Source organism: Bacillus sp. PSXD-155 (assembly GCF_049310765.1).
GTDB lineage: Bacteria > Bacillota > Bacilli > Bacillales > Bacillaceae_G > Bacillus_A > Bacillus_A cereus.
In genome coordinates this window covers 1-18,377 of the sequence record NZ_JBMOWC010000027.1, presented here as the reverse complement: position 1 = coordinate 18,377, position 18,377 = coordinate 1, and the positions used below count along the sequence as shown (strand labels likewise).

The window sequence follows — 18,377 nt, the reverse complement described above, 5'->3', positions numbered from 1 at the left end:
TTAACTCGAGTACAAAATTTTCTAAAAAGAGGCAAGTATTGCCAAAAAGTGATAAAATGGAAAAAGCGAGGTGGAAAAATTAATATAGAGTAAGGGGGGGGAGAAATATGAAAGCAACAGGAGTTATTCGAAAAGTAGACGAATTAGGACGAATTGTTATCCCTAAAGAATTACGCGATGTATTGGGAATACAAATCAAATCACCGCTTGAAATTTTTGTAGAAGCAGATAAAATCATTTTACAAAAATATCAACCTTACAATGCTTGCCAAATCACAGGTGATGTTTCAGAACAGAACATATCATTAGCAAATGGAAATATTACTGTTGGGATAGAGGGAGCGGAATATTTAGTAAAAGAAATAGAAAAGTTTTTAAACAAGAGTGAGGTTTAGTCTTAATTTATATTATTTTTCAAATTACATATCATTCTTTTAAAAGACTGTAAGAGGACCATTAATTGGTTCTCTTATTTTGGTTAGTAGTTGAACGACATGGGGTGTTACTTCCTACAAATCATAGGGAAAATAAAAAAGTAGTATAGAGTTAGTAAATGATGTTGAGAAATATTTGAAAAGAAGGAAAACCAAAAGAATAAAACGAATGTTACATTTACACGTATTCAAAAGTGGTCTGAAATGAAAATAATACATTTTCAGGAGGGATTACGATGAGTAGTACAGTGAATAAACAAAAAGGTATACAATTGATTCCGTTTACCGTAAATAAGGTGGTAGAACAAGTAAATGAAATTCCACCAGGTGTACAAATGATTCACGCTCCGCAAGTATGGGAAAAGAGTGTGAAGGGGCAAGATGTAGTCGTTGCCGTATTAGATACAGGGTGTGATACTAATCATATAGATTTAAAAGATCGTATTATCGACGGAAGAAATTTCACAAAAGATTATGAAGCTGATCCAAATGTGTATCTTGATAATAACGGACATGGTACTCATGTAGCGGGGACGATTGCCGCGACTGAAAATGGTGTCGGTGTATTAGGAGTTGCACCACTTGCTAAAATGTTAGTATTAAAAGTTTTAGCGGGAGATGGTTCTGGAAGTTATGAGCAAATTATTGAGGCAATTCATTATGCTGTAAATTGGAGAGGGCCGAATCAAGAGAAAGTGAGAATTATTTCAATGTCACTTGGTGGTCCGCAAGATGTTCCAGAATTACATGAAGCAATTCAAAATGCGGTAAAGCAGGATGTTCTCGTTGTATGTGCTGCTGGAAATAATGGAGATTGCGATGATGAAACAGAAGAATTAGATTTCCCAGGTGCTTATTCTGAGGTAATTGAAGTTGGTGCTGTGAATTTAGAGCGGAAGATTGCATGTTTTAGTAATTCAAATCAAGAAATTGATCTAGTAGCGCCAGGTGATGAAATATTATCTACGTATCCAGATGGGAAATATGCTGTGTTAAGTGGAACTTCCATGGCGACGCCGCATGTTGCTGGGGCGCTCGCCTTGCTCATTAAACAGTGTGAGAAAGAATACGGTCGAAAGTTATCAGAGCCGGAAATATATGCACAACTCATTAAAAGAACTGTACCTTTAGGGTACGAACGTACATCTGAAGGGAATGGATTAATAGATTTATTAAAAGAATAGCCATATTAAAAAACATCTCATATGAATATGAGATGTTTTTTAATATGGCTCTGTCGCATGTAATACAACTTGTAACAAACCTGGGAATCTAGCATTTAAATCTTCTTGACGAATTGAAATGAAACGTTGTGTTCCTTCAAGGCGTGTGTACATAACACCTGACTCACGTAAAACTTTGAAATGGTGAGATAAAGTTGATTTCGCAATAGGAATGTTTAAAGCACCACAAGATTGTTCATTTTTCTTTAGTAACATATTTACAATTTGTAAACGGATTTGATCGCTAAGTGCATATAAGACAGAAGAAAATTGAATTTCTTCTCGATTTGGATGATAGAGTGTACGCATATTTCACCTACTTGTATAAGTTAAGATATTTGCACTATAACATATAAAGTGATATATTTCTATTGTTCGAATATATTCGAACAATAGAAATATAGGGGGAGAAAAAATGAAGTATACAAAATTGCAAAAGGCAGGACTAAATATTTCAAAGTTGGGTTTAGGTACAAATGCAGTAGGGGGACATAATTTATATGCTGATGTGAATGAAGAAGAGGGAAAGCAATTAGTAGAAGAAGCTATTCAGCAAGGGATTACATTTTTTGATACAGCAGATTCATATGGTTTCGGTAGATCAGAGGAATTAGTAGGAGAAGTATTAAAGGGAACACGTCATGAGTTTATACTTGCTACAAAAGGTGGAATTCAACCGTTGTTAAATGGAGAAACTTATATTAACAATGAACCAAGTTATTTAAGAAATGCTGTGGAGAATAGCTTAAGAAGATTACAGACTGATTATATTGATTTATATTATTTACATTTTACAAATCCTGAAACAAGTTACATAGATTCAATCGGAGAGCTTACTCGTTTAAAAGAAGAAGGGAAAATTCGTTCAATTGGAATATCGAACGTAAACATAGAACAATTAAACGAAGCGAACCAACATGGTCATATAGATGTTGTACAATCTCCGTACAATATGTTAGAACGTACGGCTGAGGAAGAACTGTTGCCGTATTGTATAGAAGCGGGTATTTCATTTATTCCATATGGGCCTCTTGCTTTTGGAATATTAGGTGGAAAATATACAGAAGATTTTAAATTGAATGAAGTCGATTGGCGCCAAAATGTAAATCTATTTGAAGAAAATACATATAAGAGTAATTTTAAGAAAGTGGAAAAGTTAAAAGGGCTAGCTAAAGAAAATGATATTGAAGTGTCTCATTTAGCGTTAGCATGGTTATTAAATAAAGAAGGAATTGATACAGTTTTACCTGGTGGAAAGCGGGCAGAGCAAATAAGAGAAAGTGTGAAAGCGGTAGACGTTTCATTGAATGAAAGAGTCATGAAAGAAATCCAATCTATTTTAGAAGATTAGTGAAACAGAGGGATAGTACCCTCTGTTTATATAAGGAGAAGGTCTAAATGAATAGAGTACTAGCTGTATTTTTCACGATAATGTTTATGATCGGTACAGACACTTTCTTAATTTCACCACTGTTGCCGACATTACAACAGGTATATCATGTTTCAACTGAGTTGTCAGGATGGATGGTGAGTTCGTATGCTTTAGGATATGCTGGATTTGCGCTTATCGCTGGTCCTATATCAGATGGATTAAACAGAAAAAAAGTGATGGTACTAGGTATGAGTTTTTTTGCAATAAGTACGTTTTTGTGTGGAATTGCACCGAGTTTTTTATGGATGCTAACATTTAGATTTTTAGCAGGTGTAAGTGCAGCTTTTGTATCTCCACAAGTGTGGGCATCTATTCCGCTCCTTATAGAGAAGAAGCAAATTGTGAAAGCAATTGGGGTTGCAACAGCAGGGTTATCAGTCTCTCAAATTTTAGGGCTGCCACTGGGAGCTTATTTAGCAACGATACATTATACAATCCCATTCTATTTCATTGGTATATTATCAGCACTACTTGTCATTCTTATTTATGTTGTATTACCAGAAATACAGTCGGTTCATATAGGTGGAAATAAAAAAGTTATTTTACAGCGTTATAACCAATTACTTACAGATTCAAAGGTTTCACTTTCTTATTTTGCATACTTTGTTTTTCAAACCGGAAATTTTGCTGCATTTTCATTCTTTGGTGTATGGCTTTCCATGCAATTTGGCTTACAAGTTCATGAAGTAGGTACGGCTATGCTTGTACTAGGATTAGGAAATTTAGCTGGTAATATTTTTGGCCCTAGACTCGTAAATAAAATTGGTTACAATCTTTCTTTCTATGGTGGAATTATATTTATAGCAGTGTTATATGTAATACTGCCCTATTTAAAGAGTATTATATTTGTTGAATTACTTTTCTTTGTTTTATTTTTTGTGACAGGAATGTTGTTTGTATTAATGATGAGACACTTACAAAACATGTCTACTATAGCAAGAGGAACAGGTGCTGCTCTTGCTAACGCCTCGATGTACATTGGCCAAATGATTGGTGCGGCAATAGCAGGAATGTTATTTGCAACATCTCACAATTTTATACTAGTAGGTAGCTTTACTGCGTTATTATATGTTGTAGCTTTATTTCTGTTTAGAAAAGGTGAAAACATTAGTAAAGATAATGAAAAAGGAATTGCATCATAAAGTTTTAGTAAATCAAAAAACAATTTTTTAGGATAAGTTAAAAAGGTGCTTTTTGATTGCATAGTTGCTGTATTTTTAATAATTCGTCGTTGAGCTGTATGATTGAAAAGGATTTGTAATAAAATTATGGGAAAATAAAAACCCCCTATATAGATAGGGGGTTATATATCGGCATATAGCTCCTCGGAAAAGGATATACCTAGTTTAACATATAGGAGTACTTATAATTGTGAAATAGATGTGAAAGTAATGTGAAAAATGTTGTAATAAAAAGCACTGTTTTAGCTAATGTAGCTAAAACAGTGCTTTTCTCTTTGATTGAACAGTTGCAGCATTTTCATCATGTATACCTGCATCTTTAATAATTCGTTGTTTTGCTTTATTTAATAGATGGTTTACTGCTTCGCCAAAATAGTTAGCTTCGCTTTTTGTGCGGGCTTCTCGTAAACATTTATAGTTTTCTAGCAGTTCCTCTTTTTCGGAGTTTGTTAAGAAATCTTCTATTTTCTTTTTTGTCATACGAAACACCCTTTCTCCTGACAAACGACGCAATAGAAAATATTTATTTCTCATTATAACAATAATTTTAAAAGAAAGTATACACTAACGTCGCAATAATTTGTCAATTTCTTGAATCTTCTCATCAGCTTTCCCAATTTGCGTATTTTTAGCCTGTTCGCCACCAAGAGCTTGATGTAGTAAAAAAGTTTGACCGGAAATAGCAGTTACAATGGATACTTTTATAATTTCTTTTATTGCGGTGACATCGAATAAAACGAGCCCAAGAAGTGCGGCTAGGCTACCAGTAAAAATATCAGTTAAAAATCCAAAATGAAAAAATGTTTTCAAACGGCGTGGAAGCAATAACTTACCTTGGTTATTGATTAGATGGGAAACGAAGCCGGTAATGCCACCAACAAGAACAGCGGTTAGCCATTGATACATTTCCATCGAATCCACTCCTTTTAGTGAATAAGATTCGATTATTTTATATTGATTCCTTTTAATATTTCATATAAGCATATTGAGAAAGTTTGTTTGGGTATATTTTGTATTCAAATTAATTATAACAGAAAATTTAGATAGATTTCAGTCTATTATATGAATCATTTTTACAATAATATGAATGCAGAAAGGGGTGCGTCATATGAATATAGATTATCGAATAAGAAGTGTAGATGGTTATACAAAAAAAATAGGGGAATTAGTAAGCCTGCTTGAGCATACGAGAGCTGTAACATTAGGCGAAGTAAAAAATTTATCAGTTGAGCAATTAGATTTAATTATGCAAAGCAGCGGAAATTCAATTGGCGCCTTATTAAAGCATATAGCAGCTATTGAAAAAGTTCATCAGCTTATTTCATTTCAAGATCGTGACTTTACAAAAGAAGAATTAGAAATATGGGAAGATGCACTGTATTTAGGGGAAGCGGGTAGAGCAATCTGTGGTCATGAAATACAGTATTATGTACAACTTCTACAAAGTGTTCGAGAAGAATCTCTGAAGTATTTAAGTGAACAAGGTAATGAGTGGCTCATGTCAGAAAGAAAGTGGCCTAACGGTGTAGTATATAACCAGCACTATCTTTGGTTTCATGTGCTAGAAGATGAAATTAGTCACCGAGGACAAATTAGAATGCTCAAAAACAAGTTATTTGAAAATTACGTTAAATGATGTAGCTTTTTATAGGAGAATTCCATATAATGAGAGTAATTAAAATAAGAACGGGGTGATGTATTATGGCGAAAATAACTTATATGAATAATAAACCAAATACAAAGGTGGATGGAAAGGGCGAAACGATATAAGTGAGCGCACTATCCTTCCACTTAGCTTAAACTAGGGAGGATATCAATTTGAATCAAAATATTTTAGAATCGTATGGCTGGGATTCTTTTTTTGAGGAACAAGCTGTAGAGAACTTTGAAGTAGGGCGTATTTTACTTGAGCATAAGCATATATATCGAATTATTTGTAATGATGGTGAATATATGGCAGAACTGTCTGGAAAGTTTCGGCATGAAGCAGTAACGAAGGGAGATTATCCAGCTGTTGGTGATTGGGTGTATATAAAGAAAATAGAGAATGAAAAGAAAGCTATTATTCATCGTGTTTTTCCGAGAAGAAGCTCTTTTTCTAGACAAGAAGCTGGTACTCGAACGGAAGAACAAGTAATAGCAGCAAATGTAGATTATTTATTTTTAGTGAATGCACTTAATCATGATTTTAATGTTAGAAGGATGGAACGTTATTTATTATTAGCGTATGAAAGCGGTGCTATGCCAGTTATTGTTTTAACAAAGAGTAGTATATGTAATGATGTGGAACAGAAAATTGTAGAAACGGAAGCTATAGCAATTGGTGTTCCTATTTTCGTTGTTGATAGTTTAGAGCATACAGGTATTGATTCGTTGAAACAATTCGTTTCTTCAGGGAAAACAATTGCTTTAGTTGGGTCATCAGGGGTAGGAAAGTCAACTTTGTTAAATGCACTAATAGGAATTGAGGTAGCAAAAACGGGAGATATACGTGAAGAGGATAGTAGGGGGAGGCATACGACAACGCATCGAGAGTTATTTCAATTGCCAAGTGGCGCTCTCGTAATTGATACTCCCGGTATGAGAGAATTGCAACTTTGGGAAGGAAGCGAAGCGATTCAAACAACATTCTCTGATATTGAAAAACTTGCGACAACATGCCGTTTTCGTGATTGTAAGCATGAGAATGAACCAGGATGCGCGGTGCATAGTGCAATTGATAACGGACTTATTACGATAGATCGTTTGAAAAGCTATAAAAAATTACAAAGAGAACTGGCGTATTTTATGAGAAAACAAGATGTAATCCTTGCCAGAGCAGAGCGTGATAAGTGGAAAAAGCTTTCTAAACAACATAAAAAAATGTAAAAACCAAAGGGGCCCCTTTGGTTTTTTCTATTTGTAAATTTTATAATAATATTATTCGTATATATAGACAAAGAGAAATTAATTGTTTAAACTTTACAAAGTATTCACCATAATAGGTTATGAAAATAATAATTAAGGAATGGGAAATATTCATAATTAACTCAATTTAACTTTTAAATTTGAAAATTAGGAGGTTCATAATGGGTAAACTATTAAATTTGTTTCGTGATATGAAAGTAGCAAAAAAGCTATTAATTTCATTCTTTGTAATTTTAATTGCAGCCGTTTCTATAATCGGAGGCATGTCTTATCAAACAGCCAAAAAGAATTTTGAATCGCAAATTAAGAGTAGTGCCAACGACAATATAAAAATACTGGATAATTTAATCAATCAAATGATTGATGCAAAATTTAATGATGTGAATAATTTTGCACGGGTGATTCAGGGGAATATGTATCAAGGAGATAATCAGGATGAATTAAGGAAAATGTTATCTCAATATATAAATTTAAATAAAGATGTTGAACAAGTATATGTTGCCGGAAATGATAAAAAATTTGTACAAGAACCAAATATACAAATGGCAGCAGACTATGATCCAACAGAGCGTTCTTGGTATAAAGATGCGGTTGCAAAACAAGGTGGTATTGTTGTTACTGAGCCATATAAGGCAAAAGGAAATGGACATATTGTCGTAACAATCGCAAAACAAACAGAAGATAAAAATGGGGTTGTTGCGCTAGATTTAAGTTTAGATAATTTATTAAAAACATCAAAGTTAATTAATATTGGTAAAAAAGGATATGCCTTCATTTTAGATGGAAAGCAAAAAATAATTGCTCATCCACAAGAAAAATCAGGGGAAAAAGCGGCTGATTCTTGGGCAAAGAAAATTTATGAAGATAATCACGGTGCTTTTTCATATTCTTATGGCGGTAGTGAAAAGAATATGGTATTTGCTACAAATGTAAAAACAGGTTGGAAAATTGGTGGGACTATGTACTCAAGTGAAGTAATTGAAGCTGCTCAACCTGTATTTTATAATATGTTAATTGTTATGCTTATCTCATTAGTAATAGGTGGAGCACTTATTTATTTTGTAACACTTTCAATTACGAAGCCTTTAAAGAGATTAGTTGTTACCTCTAAAGAAATAAGTGAAGGGGATTTAACGCAAACAATTGAAATTCATTCTAATGATGAAATCGGCCAACTTGCTAAAGGATTTAATGAGATGACGAATTCGTTACGGACGTTAATCGGAAGAATTAACGATTCAGCTGGGCATGTTGCAGCGGCATCAGAAGAGCTAACTGCAAGTGTAAGGCAAGCAAGTGAAGCGACTGAGCAAATCACAATCGCCATGGATGAAATATCAAGTGGGGCAACGACGCAAACAACAAGCGTAGAAAATGGCGCTATGTTACTGTTTGATGTAACGGAAGGAATTCAGCATGTAGCAAATAGTTCATCATCTATTAATACGGCTTCTGCACATACTCGTGAAAAAGCAGAAGATGGTGGGAAACTAGTAGGAAGAACAGTAAACCAGATGCAGTCTATTGCAGAATCTGTGTCACAATCAGATGCAGTTATACAATTACTAAATAATAAATCAAAACAAATTGGTGATATTTTAGAAGTAATTCAAAATATTGCAGATCAAACAAACCTTCTAGCTTTAAATGCGGCGATTGAAGCCGCAAGAGCCGGTGAGCATGGAAGAGGTTTCGCAATTGTTGCAGATGAAGTGCGTAAATTGGCAGAGCAGTCTAGCGTATCTTCTAGTGAAATTAGTAAATTAATATGTGAAATACAAGATGATATGGGTAAGACAGTCAAATCTATGAATCATGTAAATGAGGAAGTTCAATCTGGACTTGTTATCGCAAATGAAACGAAGCAAAACTTTGCTGAAATTTTACAATCTACAAATGAAATAGCTAATCAAATTAAGACGATGGTTGAAACGGCTAATGGAATGTCAAAAGGGGCAAATGAAGTATCTATTTCGGTAGGACAAATTGCAATGACAGCGCAAAATAATGCGACAAGCACACAAAACGTTGCGGCTTCAGCTGAAGAACAGCTAGCTTCGATGGAGGAAATTGGATCCGCAGCGGGCACGTTATCTCAAATGGCTGAAGAGTTACAAGGACTAATTGACAGATTTAAAGTTTAATAGAGAACAGACTATCCCCTAGTAGCATTATGCCACTAGAGGGTAGTCTGTTTTATTGTGTAAAATCAAATAGGGATGTAAACTTCCTTTATGACGTTTAAAATGGCATTTTGCATAATGTTTGTCGAAAAATAGAGGTATTTGTTAGCTTTGTGTATAATTATTAACGTATAGAATACAAATAAAAGGAGAGTATTATGGGAGTGTATTGGGGGACAAAAAGACATTCTTGGCTTAGTTACGTCTCATTTTGGCTAAGTATTTCATTTTTTATTGTTTTTCTAATTGAAGTGTTTATATTAAAAACACTTTCGAATAGCTCGGTACAAATTGTTAAATATTTTTATTTTATACTTGTACCAGTAAATATTTTTCTTAGTTTAAAGTTACTATTTAAGAAGAATGAAAAGAAAGCGTTACCTATTTTTAGTTTCATTGTCTCATTATTATTTGCAATTTTAATAATCGTATTAGTTTTAGCAGCTATAGGGAAGTTCTTTTAAGGGGAGTGGTATAAGTCACTCTCCTTTTTTATTTGTGGTAGTCTTACTATATGTAAAAATGTGAATGTTGTGAGCTAATAAAAGCGGAGAGTAGACAATATTTGTATGGATTAAAGTCTTACGTTATTTGAACTTGTAAGAGTGTATGGAGTAATGAGGTAATATACATAATAATGGAGATAGAATTAGTTATTTTATAAGTATGTATAAAGCAAATGAATACGGTAAGAACGGTGATATATGGTACAATAGCTATGGATAGTGATAGAGATAAAGGGTATATAAAATACTCATCGTTTTTTAGTAAGAGAGGGGTTATCTTATGCTATACGAGGATTTGGAGACATTATTTCAAACAGCTCCGAAAGAAGATAGAGGCGGATGGAAATATATAATCCAAGAACAAAATAATACATTTAAAATTGTTGATGAAATACTGAAAAATCAAATGAGTGTCGAATTGTATTTTAATGAATACGATGAGGTGAAAATCACTTTATATAAAGATGGAATTCCCATTACGACTATGCAAAGAATTGCGATTTCAAAAGTTGAATTAGACGAAGATGAAGAAGGTATCCAATTTGTTTTAGAGCGCATGCCTAGTCGAATGATTCGGTTGCAGTTAAAGCCATATTTAGCATTAGAAATGGGGCCGTACTGGGAAGTATGTGATGATTGTGAATGAACATAAAAAAGCATCCAATAACATGGATGCTTTTTTATGTTTTTTGAAGTTGTTTAAACGCAATGATTGGAAGTATAACAATACTTACCCATCCGATGATAGGATATAGAATGTGAAGTAAGTCACTGTAACCGATGTAACTAAAGCAATAACTAATTAGTAAAATGAAGAAAATAATATTGTTATTTTTCCACCCGGTAATAGATTGCATCTGTTTTGTCATCCCGAACACATTACCAACTAAAGTTGTGAAAACTTCACCGAAAATAATGAGAACGAAGAAGAAGTGAAAAGTTGCATTAAATCTTCTTATGACTTCAGCCATTGGGATGTTATATTGATAAAATTGATCGACTGATAAGATTGCTAAATGGCTGCATAATAAAATTAAAGAAAGTCCAGCACCACCTAAAATCCCACCCCAAAAAATGGCTTTTCGATCCTTTACTTCACTGGCTAATGGGACGAGAACACTTTGGGCAAGAGAAAGATTTAAGGCGACATATGTAATAGGGCTAGTAATCCATTTCATATTCCAACTCTCTGCAGGAATAGTGTTATTAATGGAAGGTGTACCGTGAAAAAAGGTTGTAATAGCAAGTCCGATAATAAAAATCATCATAATAGGTACGACAAGTGTATTTACTTCAAAAACACCTTGTAGTCCGCGGCTACTTATAATGAGACAAGCGATAACTGTAATGAGAATACCAAGTTGTCTTGGTAAGCGAAGTTGCTCTTCAAATACTGCACCAGCCCCTGATAACATAACGCTCGTTACGCCGAATAAAACGAGTAATAATAATGTGTTTACAACATTCCCAAATACATCCCCAAATAAATACTTGTTAAATTCTTGCGCTGAAAATGCCCCGATTTGTGATGAAAGTAACATCATCTTTGTGCCGAGCCAAATAAAAAAAAATCCACTTACACATATGCCAATTGTCCCGTATAATCCATTCACTGTGAAAAATTCAACAATTTCTCGTCCAGTAGCAAATCCAGCTCCAACGACAGTTCCGATATAAGTAGCGGCTACTTTCTTTGCTACTTGCCATTGTTGATTGTCCATGTTATCCCTCTTTCTACTATGATGAGCTTGATGTACTATTATGCATATGTATGAGCTTGGACAATTAGACGTATGAAGTGTTTGAAAAAATACATGAATTAAATGATATTAGGGAAGTATTAAAGGTGTTAAAACTTTGTTACATATAAGCCGATTGTTCGAAAGGAAAGGGAATGTATGGTAAAATGTAATTAGGTTATTAAAAGATAAACATTACAAAATGATAAGAGGAGTGGATTGTATGAGTACGAAAACAAATGTTGTTGAAGTATTAAACAAGCAGGTAGCAAACTGGAATGTGTTATATGTGAAACTACATAATTATCACTGGTATGTGACAGGGCCACACTTCTTTACATTACATGAGAAATTTGAAGAGTTTTATAATGAAGCTGGAACGTATATTGATGAGTTAGCAGAACGTATTTTAGCTTTAGAAGGTAAACCATTAGCGACAATGAAAGAATATCTTGCAACATCTAGTGTCAGCGAAGGGACAAGCAAAGAATCTGCAGAAGAAATGGTGCAAACATTAGTGAATGACTATTCTGCACTTATTCAAGAATTAAAAGAAGGTATGGAAGTTGCGGGCGAAGCTGGCGATGAAACATCAGCTGACATGCTGTTAGCAATTCATACAACATTAGAACAACATGTATGGATGCTAAGTGCATTCTTAAAATAACGATAAAAAATATAAAAAAACCCATTGAAAAATTATTTCAATGGGTTTTTTTATGATTTTTCAGTTTTCTTTTATGCTATAATATAGTAAAAAGGAGGCGATGCGATGTTTCGCTTTTTCAGAACTGGAAAAGAAGAGCGGGAAATTACGAAAGATGAATTAGAACAAGCGATGGCTCAGTTTTTAGAAACGAATGCTAATATCGTTTATACAGTATTAGTAAATGAAGATTATACAGTAAATTATGATTTGTTAAAACCGTATTTACCTGCATTTCCAACAAATGATTTTCTCATAACGAAGGAAACGCTTGAGGTATTTGAACATACAGCAGAAAATTTAAACCTAGTGAAAGAAATTGATGTCGTACAAAAGGCAGTAGATCAATACGTAACAGAAAAAGAAATGTTTCCAATTGTTGAAGGTAGCGAAGATCGCCTCATATGCGGAATGAAACTAGGACCTTACTTAAATCGTAGCTTAAAAAGAGACTTATATATTTCAGAAAAACATTATTTAGTTTCAAGTAAACCAGATAGAAAAAAACAAAAGAGCGGGTAGACGTAATGAAAACAACAATACATATATTGTTGTCTTTTTTTGTTTTTAAAAATATTGACTTTTCAGTTTATTGATATTTATATTAAATGTATTGGACAGGGAAGGATAACTATTAAGTATCATTCGGACAATAAGATATTGCTAGGGCGAGTTATATAAAATCTTCACAAAGTGGTATAAAGATTCGCAAAATAAATATTATAAAAAGTTTCGGGGGAATTGGTACATGAAAAATAGTATGACTTACATTCAATTATTAAATGAAACGTTACGTTGTTATGCAAATAAAGGAAGTTTTGAAGCGTACAATTATATAATGGAAAACGCTACAGGTGTAATAGGGAATGAGGCGCAAATATATAATTTTAAGTATGCGCTCGCAAGTGCATCAGGACTTGAAAAAGAAGCATTACATTTAATGAGGGAGGCCATTATAGAAAAGGGATTCTGGTATGGAAATGAATATTTAATTTCTGACGAAGATTTAAAATCACTACATAAATTTAAAGAATTTCATACAATGGTGCAATTATGTAAAGAAAGAGAAGAATTAGCACATAAAAAGGAAAGACCAGATGTGAAATATATATACAGCAAGAAAGAGGGGAATCTACTACTTACATTACATGGTGATCAAGAAAATATTCAAATAGTAGAGCCATATTGGAAATCAGTTTTGACACAAGATTACACGTTAGCTTTACCACAGTCTTCACAAATTCAGTTTTCAGATGGATTTGTTTGGGATGATATAGAGAGAGGGAAAGAAGAATTAAAAGAGCATTACAATAAGTTTATAGAAAATCATACAGTAGAAAATGTGATAATTGGTGGTTTTTCTGCAGGGGCAAGAGTAGCTTTATATACGATTTTACAAAAAGATATAGATGTAGATGGTTTTATTTTTATGGCACCATGGCTTCCTGAGATTGAAGAATGGGATGAGTTGCTAAGAGTGCTGCAGGATAAACATATAAAAGGATATATAGTATGCGGGGATCAAGATGGAGATTGTTTCGAATCCACGCAGCAATTTGTACGATTATTAAGAGATAACAATATAGAACATAAGTATAAAGTTGTGCCTAACTTAAATCATGATTATCCTATTAACTTTGATGAGCTATTAAAAGAAGCTATTGAATATATAGGAAATAAAAACAATAAGTAGTAAGAAAAAGAGATGCATCATATGTGATGCATCTCTTTTTAGAGTTATAAATTAAAAGCATTTGCTAGTAAGCGATAAGACTTTAATTTATGTTCAAATTGATGGGTAATCGTGACAATCATAAATTCGTCAGTATTGTATGCTTTGCTTAAGTTTATTATTTTTTCTTTTACAGAAGACGGATCACCAACAATCATACGTTGACGATTTTCTTTTATACGGAATAAATCATAAGCACTGTATGAATAATTTTGAGCAGTTTCAATAGAAGGTGTACCAGTAGTTCGTTTTCCTTGCTCTAATAATAAGATTGATAAATCTAAACTAGAAGCAATTTTTTCCGCTTCTTCATTTGTTTCTCCGCATATAACAAAGATGGCAACGATTGAATTAGGCTTATCTCCTAAAAATGAAGGCTGATATTGTTCTTGGTAAGCCCTCATAACTTCAGGGCCTCCGAAGCCATTAATAAATTGTGCAAATGCGAAAGAAGCTCCATTGTTTGCAGCAATTTTAGCGCTCTCTCCGCTAGAACCGAGCATCCACATTTCAGGAGATGTTGGGATAACTGGAGTGGCTTTTAAGTTTGCATAGTGATGGTTTTCTGGTATTTGATCATGTAAGTACATTGCAACGTCTGCAATTTGTTCTGGATATTGATCAAGTGAGACCATTTTCCCTTCTTGAAGTGCGCGAGTTGCTATTGGCATACCACCAGGAGCTCTACCAACACCGAGATCGATGCGGTTCGGATACAGTGCTTCTAGAACACGGAAATTCTCAGCAACTTTATATGGGCTATAATGTGGTAACATAACACCACCTGAACCGACTCTAATACGATCCGTTTTTGCGGCAATATGAGAAATAAGTATTTCTGGACTTGAACCAGCTAAGCTTACGGAATTATGATGTTCGGATACCCAAAAACGTGTGAATCCGAGTTTTTCAACTTCTTGTGCAAGCGTAACTGTATGTGAAAAAGCTTGGGCTGCTGTGCTACCATCTGAAATAGGTGATTGGTCTAATACACTTAACTTGATCATAGAATATACCTCTCAATCTTAATGTACATCCTATTATATATTTACTTATGAAAAATGCGTAGTGAAATGCTCAAAATGAAAAGTGGATAATCCTATTTCCGCTTTTAATGAGAAAATCCGCGTTCATAATGATTCATTTCAACCAGATTTAAAATATATTCATAGTTGTCAACTTCACATTTTAGCTGTTCACGTTCTTTTTCAGATAGTGTCATATTGCTAAGTTTTTTACATAAGTTTTGTTTCTTTAATTCTAAATGCTTTTTTGTAGCGTGGTAATCATAAGTATGTTTCATTTTTTAGTCACTCCTTCGTTGCGATTGCTATATTATACGAAGCATAAAGAAATATGAAATCTGTCTCTTATGTACTTTTAGTGAATATTCAAATTGCAATGGTGTTATGTTTATGGAGATTTATGAATAAAATGCACTAAACCACTAACGTCTATTTGATGAAGTAAGGGGTGGAATTGTGCAGAAAGATATAATGTATAACACTGAAATGGATGAAGCGTTAAAAGTTATAGATAAAGGATTGAAGAAGACGATAAATCCAAAACAAATTATTGTAGTGGGAGCTGGTATGGCTGGATTAGTTTCAGCATCTTTATTAAAGGCTGCAGGACATGATGTGAAAATTTTTGAAGCAAACAACCGGGTAGGTGGCCGTATAGAAACGGTTAGAATGGAAGATACCGGATTATATTTAGATGTCGGAGCAATGAGAATTCCGTATTCGCATACATTAACGATGGCGTATATAAGAAAATTTGGGCTACAGGTGGGTCCTTTTATTAATAGAAATGAGACGGATATTATATACGTAAATGGACGGAAAACGACGTTGAAACAATATGAAAAGGATCCAAATATTTTAAGGTATCCTGTGGAAATGAATGAAGTGGGAAAAACGTCTGAAGAACTATTGTTATTAGCAGTACAGCCGATAATAAATTTTATTAAAAGAAATCCAGAGAAAAATTGGGATGTTGTAGTGAAGGATTTTGGGAGATATTCCACAGGACAATTTTTGAAGTATCACCCTTATCAGTATAATACTTACTTTTCGCCAGTAACAATTGAGATGATTGGTGTTCTATTAGATTTAGAAGGTTTTTTGGAACGATCGTTTGTAGAGACTTTACGCTTTCTATACATTATGCAAGAGGAGAGCGGATTTTGTGAAATTGTGGGCGGGAACGATAGATTGCCAAAGTCATTTTTACCGCAATTAGAAGAGAATATTATATATAATCAAAAATTAATGAAGCTACATCAACACGATAATGGTGTGACAGCTTTCTATCGGAACGAGGAAACTTTTGAATATAGCAGTATTACAGGAGATTTAGTTATTGTTACCATTCCGTTTTCGACAATGCGTTTTGTAGAAGTAGATCCGTTTGATTCTATATCTCATGAAAAATGGAAAGCAATTCGTGAATTACATTATATGCCTGCGACGAAAATAGGAATTCAATTTAAAAGCCGATTTTGGGAAGAACAAGGACAATTAGGTGGCAGAATTATAACAGATTTGCCAATTCGTTATGCCTATTATCCAAGTTATGGAATTGGTGAGAAAGGACCGGCTATGATGTTAGGTAGCTATACATGGTCTTATGACGCATTGTTATGGGATGGTTTATCAAAAGGTGATCGTATTTATTACGCATTACACAACTTAGCAACAATATTAGGTGGTCAAGTGTATGATGAGTTCATATCTGGAATATCAAAAAGCTGGACATTGGATCCGTATGCGCTTGGAGGATTTGCACTTTTTCAAGCAGGTCAAGAATCTGAGCTGCAACCAGCGATTGTCAAACCAGAGGGGAGAATATTCTTCGCTGGAGATCATACAACGCTATATCACGGATGGATTCAAGGTGCGATTGAATCTGGAATTCGTGTAGCGGCGGAAGTGAATGAGTAAAAGGTTTTCAATTCAGAAAATTCTTTACTATATAACTTGAGATGGATATTATTATATATAAAAGAATTATGGGGAGTGTTTACAGTGAATCCGTTATTATTCGATTTTCCTTCTGAATTTTATACTGACAGGCTTTTTATTCGAATGCCGAAACCAGGAGATGGTAAAGTGGTATATGATGCAATTCAGGCTTCAATACAAGAACTAAAACCTTGGATGGTGTTTGCACAAAAAGAGCAAACAGAGCAAGAAATAGAAGAAAGTATTAGAAAATCACATATTCAATTTTTGCAACGTGAGGATTTAAGATTACTAGTATTTTCGAAAGAAACAGGTGAATTTATTGCTTCAGCCGGATTACATCGTATTAATTGGGATATACCTCAATTTGAAATCGGATATTGGATTGATACAAGGTTTAGCGGAAAAGGCTATATGGTAGAGGCTGCGAAAGGTATAACGGATTACGCTTTTTCTGAATTGAAAGCAAACCGTGTAGAAATTCGTTGTGATTCTTTAAATAAGAAGAGTAGAGCGATACCTGAGAAATTAGGCTTTAAGTTAGAAGGTACGTTAGAAAGTGCGAGTGTTGCGGTAGATGGAAACGGATTAAGGGATATGTGTGTATTTGCCATGACTAGAAATACATATGAAAAAGAAGAGCTGTAAGAAAATGAAGTGACCCCTAAAAGTTAGACACGGTTATTTCATTAGGCAGCTTGATAAAAGTGAGTCCGGTATTGTACCGGGCTCATTTTTAATTTTGCCTTAATCCGTTTCGTATTATAATAATCTATATATTTTTCTAATTCTATTTTAAAGTGCTCTACATTTTCAAATTCTTTTATGTAGAGGAATTCCGACTTCATAATCCCAAAGAAATTTTCTATTACTGCGTTGTCGTAACAGTTGCCTTTTCGAGACATACTCTGGACGATAGCTCTTGATTCAAGTGTCCGGACGTACTGTCTCATTTGATAATGCCATCCTTGATCCGAATGCATCAGTAGCTGGTGGGTTTCAGGTAAACGTTCCAATGCTTTCTCTAACATGCCTGAAACAAGCGAATACGTCGGTCTAGAACCAATTGTATAGGTAATAATTTCACCATTATACAAATCTAATACAGGTGATACATACAGTTTTTCTCCAAACAATTTAAACTCTGTGATGTCTGTTACCCACTTTTGATTCGGTGCATCTGTATGAAAATTACGCTCTAAAATATTAGGTGCAATTCTACCGACTTTTCCTTTATAGGATTTATATTTCTTCATACGCACAACACACTTTAACCCAAGCTCTTTCATAATGCGCTGAACCTTCTTGTGGTTCACTTTCTGGCCACGATTCGTTAATTCATCACGAATGCGACGGTAACCATAACGA

The 18,377-nt window shown here is 34.0% G+C and carries 21 protein-coding genes and 1 pseudogene; 15 read left to right on the top strand and 7 right to left on the bottom strand.

Annotation, left to right across the window (positions count from 1 at the left end; translation table 11 throughout):
* Window positions 1–107: 107 nt before the first annotated feature.
* Window positions 108–395, top strand: a complete 288-nt coding sequence (locus ACO6VI_RS23075; protein ID WP_000648324.1) for an AbrB/MazE/SpoVT family DNA-binding domain-containing protein — start codon at window positions 108–110, stop codon at window positions 393–395.
* Window positions 396–670: 275 nt separating this feature from the next.
* Entirely contained in the window at window positions 671–1,618 is a 948-nt protein-coding gene (locus tag ACO6VI_RS23070; RefSeq protein ID WP_063547095.1) for a serine protease, read from the top strand.
* 39 nt (window positions 1,619–1,657) lie between these two features.
* Here ACO6VI_RS23070 and ACO6VI_RS23065 read toward each other — a convergent pair whose 3' ends face one another.
* Window positions 1,658–1,966 carry an ArsR/SmtB family transcription factor gene (locus ACO6VI_RS23065; RefSeq protein WP_001259912.1) on the bottom strand — a complete coding sequence of 103 codons (309 nt, stop codon included), beginning with the start codon at window positions 1,964–1,966 and terminating at the stop codon, window positions 1,658–1,660.
* Between the two features lie 106 nt (window positions 1,967–2,072).
* Here ACO6VI_RS23065 and ACO6VI_RS23060 point away from each other — a divergent pair, with 106 nt between their 5' ends.
* Both ACO6VI_RS23060 and ACO6VI_RS23055 read left to right on the top strand, forming a co-directional pair.
* Complete coding sequence (locus tag ACO6VI_RS23060; protein ID WP_088020871.1) at window positions 2,073–3,008, top strand: aldo/keto reductase; 936 nt, start codon at window positions 2,073–2,075, stop codon at window positions 3,006–3,008.
* Window positions 3,009–3,055: 47 nt separating this feature from the next.
* Complete coding sequence (locus tag ACO6VI_RS23055) at window positions 3,056–4,231, top strand: MFS transporter (RefSeq protein ID WP_088020872.1); 1,176 nt, start codon at window positions 3,056–3,058, stop codon at window positions 4,229–4,231.
* 294 nt (window positions 4,232–4,525) lie between these two features.
* Here ACO6VI_RS23055 and ACO6VI_RS23050 read toward each other — a convergent pair whose 3' ends face one another.
* Together ACO6VI_RS23050 and ACO6VI_RS23045 are read right to left on the bottom strand one after the other, a co-directional pair.
* Window positions 4,526–4,750: a hypothetical protein gene (locus ACO6VI_RS23050; RefSeq protein ID WP_000162602.1), complete on the bottom strand. Its 225-nt coding sequence runs from the start codon at window positions 4,748–4,750 to the stop codon at window positions 4,526–4,528.
* Window positions 4,751–4,834: 84 nt separating this feature from the next.
* Window positions 4,835–5,182: a DUF4257 domain-containing protein gene (locus ACO6VI_RS23045; RefSeq protein WP_000426317.1), complete on the bottom strand. Its 348-nt coding sequence runs from the start codon at window positions 5,180–5,182 to the stop codon at window positions 4,835–4,837.
* Between the two features lie 196 nt (window positions 5,183–5,378).
* On the opposite strand from ACO6VI_RS23045, the gene ACO6VI_RS23040 reads away from it, so the two are divergent.
* From ACO6VI_RS23040 to ACO6VI_RS23015, 6 genes and pseudogenes are all read left to right on the top strand, one after another.
* Entirely contained in the window at window positions 5,379–5,906 is a 528-nt protein-coding gene (locus tag ACO6VI_RS23040) for a DinB family protein (RefSeq protein ID WP_065228693.1), read from the top strand.
* A 182-nt stretch (window positions 5,907–6,088) separates the two neighbouring features.
* Window positions 6,089–7,138, top strand: a complete 1,050-nt coding sequence (rsgA, locus tag ACO6VI_RS23035) for a ribosome small subunit-dependent GTPase A (RefSeq protein WP_088020873.1) — start codon at window positions 6,089–6,091, stop codon at window positions 7,136–7,138.
* 200 nt (window positions 7,139–7,338) lie between these two features.
* A pseudogene (locus tag ACO6VI_RS23030) lies at window positions 7,339–8,379 on the top strand (HAMP domain-containing protein); the annotation flags it as partial.
* Complete coding sequence (locus ACO6VI_RS23025) at window positions 8,374–9,321, top strand: methyl-accepting chemotaxis protein (RefSeq protein ID WP_406566133.1); 948 nt, start codon at window positions 8,374–8,376, stop codon at window positions 9,319–9,321. The pseudogene ACO6VI_RS23030 and the gene ACO6VI_RS23025, both read left to right, overlap by 6 nt.
* Before the next feature lie 197 nt (window positions 9,322–9,518).
* Window positions 9,519–9,824, top strand: a complete 306-nt coding sequence (locus tag ACO6VI_RS23020) for a hypothetical protein (protein ID WP_000539571.1) — start codon at window positions 9,519–9,521, stop codon at window positions 9,822–9,824.
* Between the two features lie 322 nt (window positions 9,825–10,146).
* A complete protein-coding gene (locus ACO6VI_RS23015; protein ID WP_000965068.1) occupies window positions 10,147–10,512 on the top strand; it encodes a DUF3979 family protein in 366 nt (121 codons plus the stop codon).
* A 34-nt stretch (window positions 10,513–10,546) separates the two neighbouring features.
* On the opposite strand, the gene ACO6VI_RS23010 is transcribed toward ACO6VI_RS23015, so the two are convergent.
* Window positions 10,547–11,587: a GerAB/ArcD/ProY family transporter gene (locus ACO6VI_RS23010; protein ID WP_000370209.1), complete on the bottom strand. Its 1,041-nt coding sequence runs from the start codon at window positions 11,585–11,587 to the stop codon at window positions 10,547–10,549.
* Between the two features lie 241 nt (window positions 11,588–11,828).
* Between ACO6VI_RS23010 and ACO6VI_RS23005 the strand changes: the two genes are divergently transcribed.
* From ACO6VI_RS23005 to ACO6VI_RS22995, 3 genes are all read left to right on the top strand, one after another.
* On the top strand, window positions 11,829–12,272 hold the full coding sequence (locus ACO6VI_RS23005; protein WP_000105199.1) for a Dps family protein: 444 nt from the start codon (window positions 11,829–11,831) through the stop codon (window positions 12,270–12,272).
* A 105-nt stretch (window positions 12,273–12,377) separates the two neighbouring features.
* Window positions 12,378–12,833 (top strand): DUF3939 domain-containing protein, encoded by a 456-nt coding sequence (locus ACO6VI_RS23000; RefSeq protein WP_000488209.1) that lies wholly within the window; start codon window positions 12,378–12,380, stop codon window positions 12,831–12,833.
* A gap of 226 nt (window positions 12,834–13,059) precedes the next feature.
* Window positions 13,060–14,004: an alpha/beta hydrolase gene (locus tag ACO6VI_RS22995; RefSeq protein WP_161519799.1), complete on the top strand. Its 945-nt coding sequence runs from the start codon at window positions 13,060–13,062 to the stop codon at window positions 14,002–14,004.
* A gap of 44 nt (window positions 14,005–14,048) precedes the next feature.
* Here ACO6VI_RS22995 and ACO6VI_RS22990 read toward each other — a convergent pair whose 3' ends face one another.
* Both ACO6VI_RS22990 and ACO6VI_RS22985 read right to left on the bottom strand, forming a co-directional pair.
* Complete coding sequence (locus ACO6VI_RS22990) at window positions 14,049–15,050, bottom strand: LLM class flavin-dependent oxidoreductase (RefSeq protein WP_000594040.1); 1,002 nt, start codon at window positions 15,048–15,050, stop codon at window positions 14,049–14,051.
* Window positions 15,051–15,154: 104 nt separating this feature from the next.
* Window positions 15,155–15,346, bottom strand: a complete 192-nt coding sequence (locus ACO6VI_RS22985) for a DUF3896 family protein (protein WP_000683367.1) — start codon at window positions 15,344–15,346, stop codon at window positions 15,155–15,157.
* A 178-nt stretch (window positions 15,347–15,524) separates the two neighbouring features.
* On the opposite strand from ACO6VI_RS22985, the gene ACO6VI_RS22980 reads away from it, so the two are divergent.
* A complete protein-coding gene (locus ACO6VI_RS22980; RefSeq protein ID WP_023521742.1) occupies window positions 15,525–16,988 on the top strand; it encodes a flavin monoamine oxidase family protein in 1,464 nt (487 codons plus the stop codon).
* A gap of 84 nt (window positions 16,989–17,072) precedes the next feature.
* Window positions 17,073–17,657, top strand: a complete 585-nt coding sequence (locus tag ACO6VI_RS22975) for a GNAT family N-acetyltransferase (protein WP_016124471.1) — start codon at window positions 17,073–17,075, stop codon at window positions 17,655–17,657.
* A gap of 41 nt (window positions 17,658–17,698) precedes the next feature.
* On the opposite strand, the gene ACO6VI_RS22970 is transcribed toward ACO6VI_RS22975, so the two are convergent.
* The coding region (locus ACO6VI_RS22970; protein WP_422423579.1) for an IS3 family transposase at window positions 17,699–18,377 on the bottom strand (679 nt) is incomplete at its 5' end.

Excerpts from the sequence above, each read along its gene's own strand:
- ACO6VI_RS23075 (WP_000648324.1), top strand. The coding sequence starts at position 108 with ATGAAAGCAACAGGAGTTATTCGAAAAGTAGACGAATTAGGACGAATT.
- ACO6VI_RS23070 (WP_063547095.1), top strand. The coding sequence starts at position 671 with ATGAGTAGTACAGTGAATAAACAAAAAGGTATACAATTGATTCCGTTT.
- ACO6VI_RS23065 (WP_001259912.1), bottom strand. The coding sequence starts at position 1,966 with ATGCGTACACTCTATCATCCAAATCGAGAAGAAATTCAATTTTCTTCT.
- ACO6VI_RS23060 (WP_088020871.1), top strand. The coding sequence starts at position 2,073 with ATGAAGTATACAAAATTGCAAAAGGCAGGACTAAATATTTCAAAGTTG.
- ACO6VI_RS23055 (WP_088020872.1), top strand. The coding sequence starts at position 3,056 with ATGAATAGAGTACTAGCTGTATTTTTCACGATAATGTTTATGATCGGT.
- ACO6VI_RS23050 (WP_000162602.1), bottom strand. The coding sequence starts at position 4,750 with ATGACAAAAAAGAAAATAGAAGATTTCTTAACAAACTCCGAAAAAGAG.
- ACO6VI_RS23045 (WP_000426317.1), bottom strand. The coding sequence starts at position 5,182 with ATGGAAATGTATCAATGGCTAACCGCTGTTCTTGTTGGTGGCATTACC.
- ACO6VI_RS23040 (WP_065228693.1), top strand. The coding sequence starts at position 5,379 with ATGAATATAGATTATCGAATAAGAAGTGTAGATGGTTATACAAAAAAA.
- ACO6VI_RS23025 (WP_406566133.1), top strand. The coding sequence starts at position 8,374 with ATGACGAATTCGTTACGGACGTTAATCGGAAGAATTAACGATTCAGCT.
- ACO6VI_RS23020 (WP_000539571.1), top strand. The coding sequence starts at position 9,519 with ATGGGAGTGTATTGGGGGACAAAAAGACATTCTTGGCTTAGTTACGTC.
- ACO6VI_RS23015 (WP_000965068.1), top strand. The coding sequence starts at position 10,147 with ATGCTATACGAGGATTTGGAGACATTATTTCAAACAGCTCCGAAAGAA.
- ACO6VI_RS23010 (WP_000370209.1), bottom strand. The coding sequence starts at position 11,587 with ATGGACAATCAACAATGGCAAGTAGCAAAGAAAGTAGCCGCTACTTAT.
- ACO6VI_RS23005 (WP_000105199.1), top strand. The coding sequence starts at position 11,829 with ATGAGTACGAAAACAAATGTTGTTGAAGTATTAAACAAGCAGGTAGCA.
- ACO6VI_RS23000 (WP_000488209.1), top strand. The coding sequence starts at position 12,378 with ATGTTTCGCTTTTTCAGAACTGGAAAAGAAGAGCGGGAAATTACGAAA.
- ACO6VI_RS22995 (WP_161519799.1), top strand. The coding sequence starts at position 13,060 with ATGAAAAATAGTATGACTTACATTCAATTATTAAATGAAACGTTACGT.
- ACO6VI_RS22990 (WP_000594040.1), bottom strand. The coding sequence starts at position 15,050 with ATGATCAAGTTAAGTGTATTAGACCAATCACCTATTTCAGATGGTAGC.
- ACO6VI_RS22985 (WP_000683367.1), bottom strand. The coding sequence starts at position 15,346 with ATGAAACATACTTATGATTACCACGCTACAAAAAAGCATTTAGAATTA.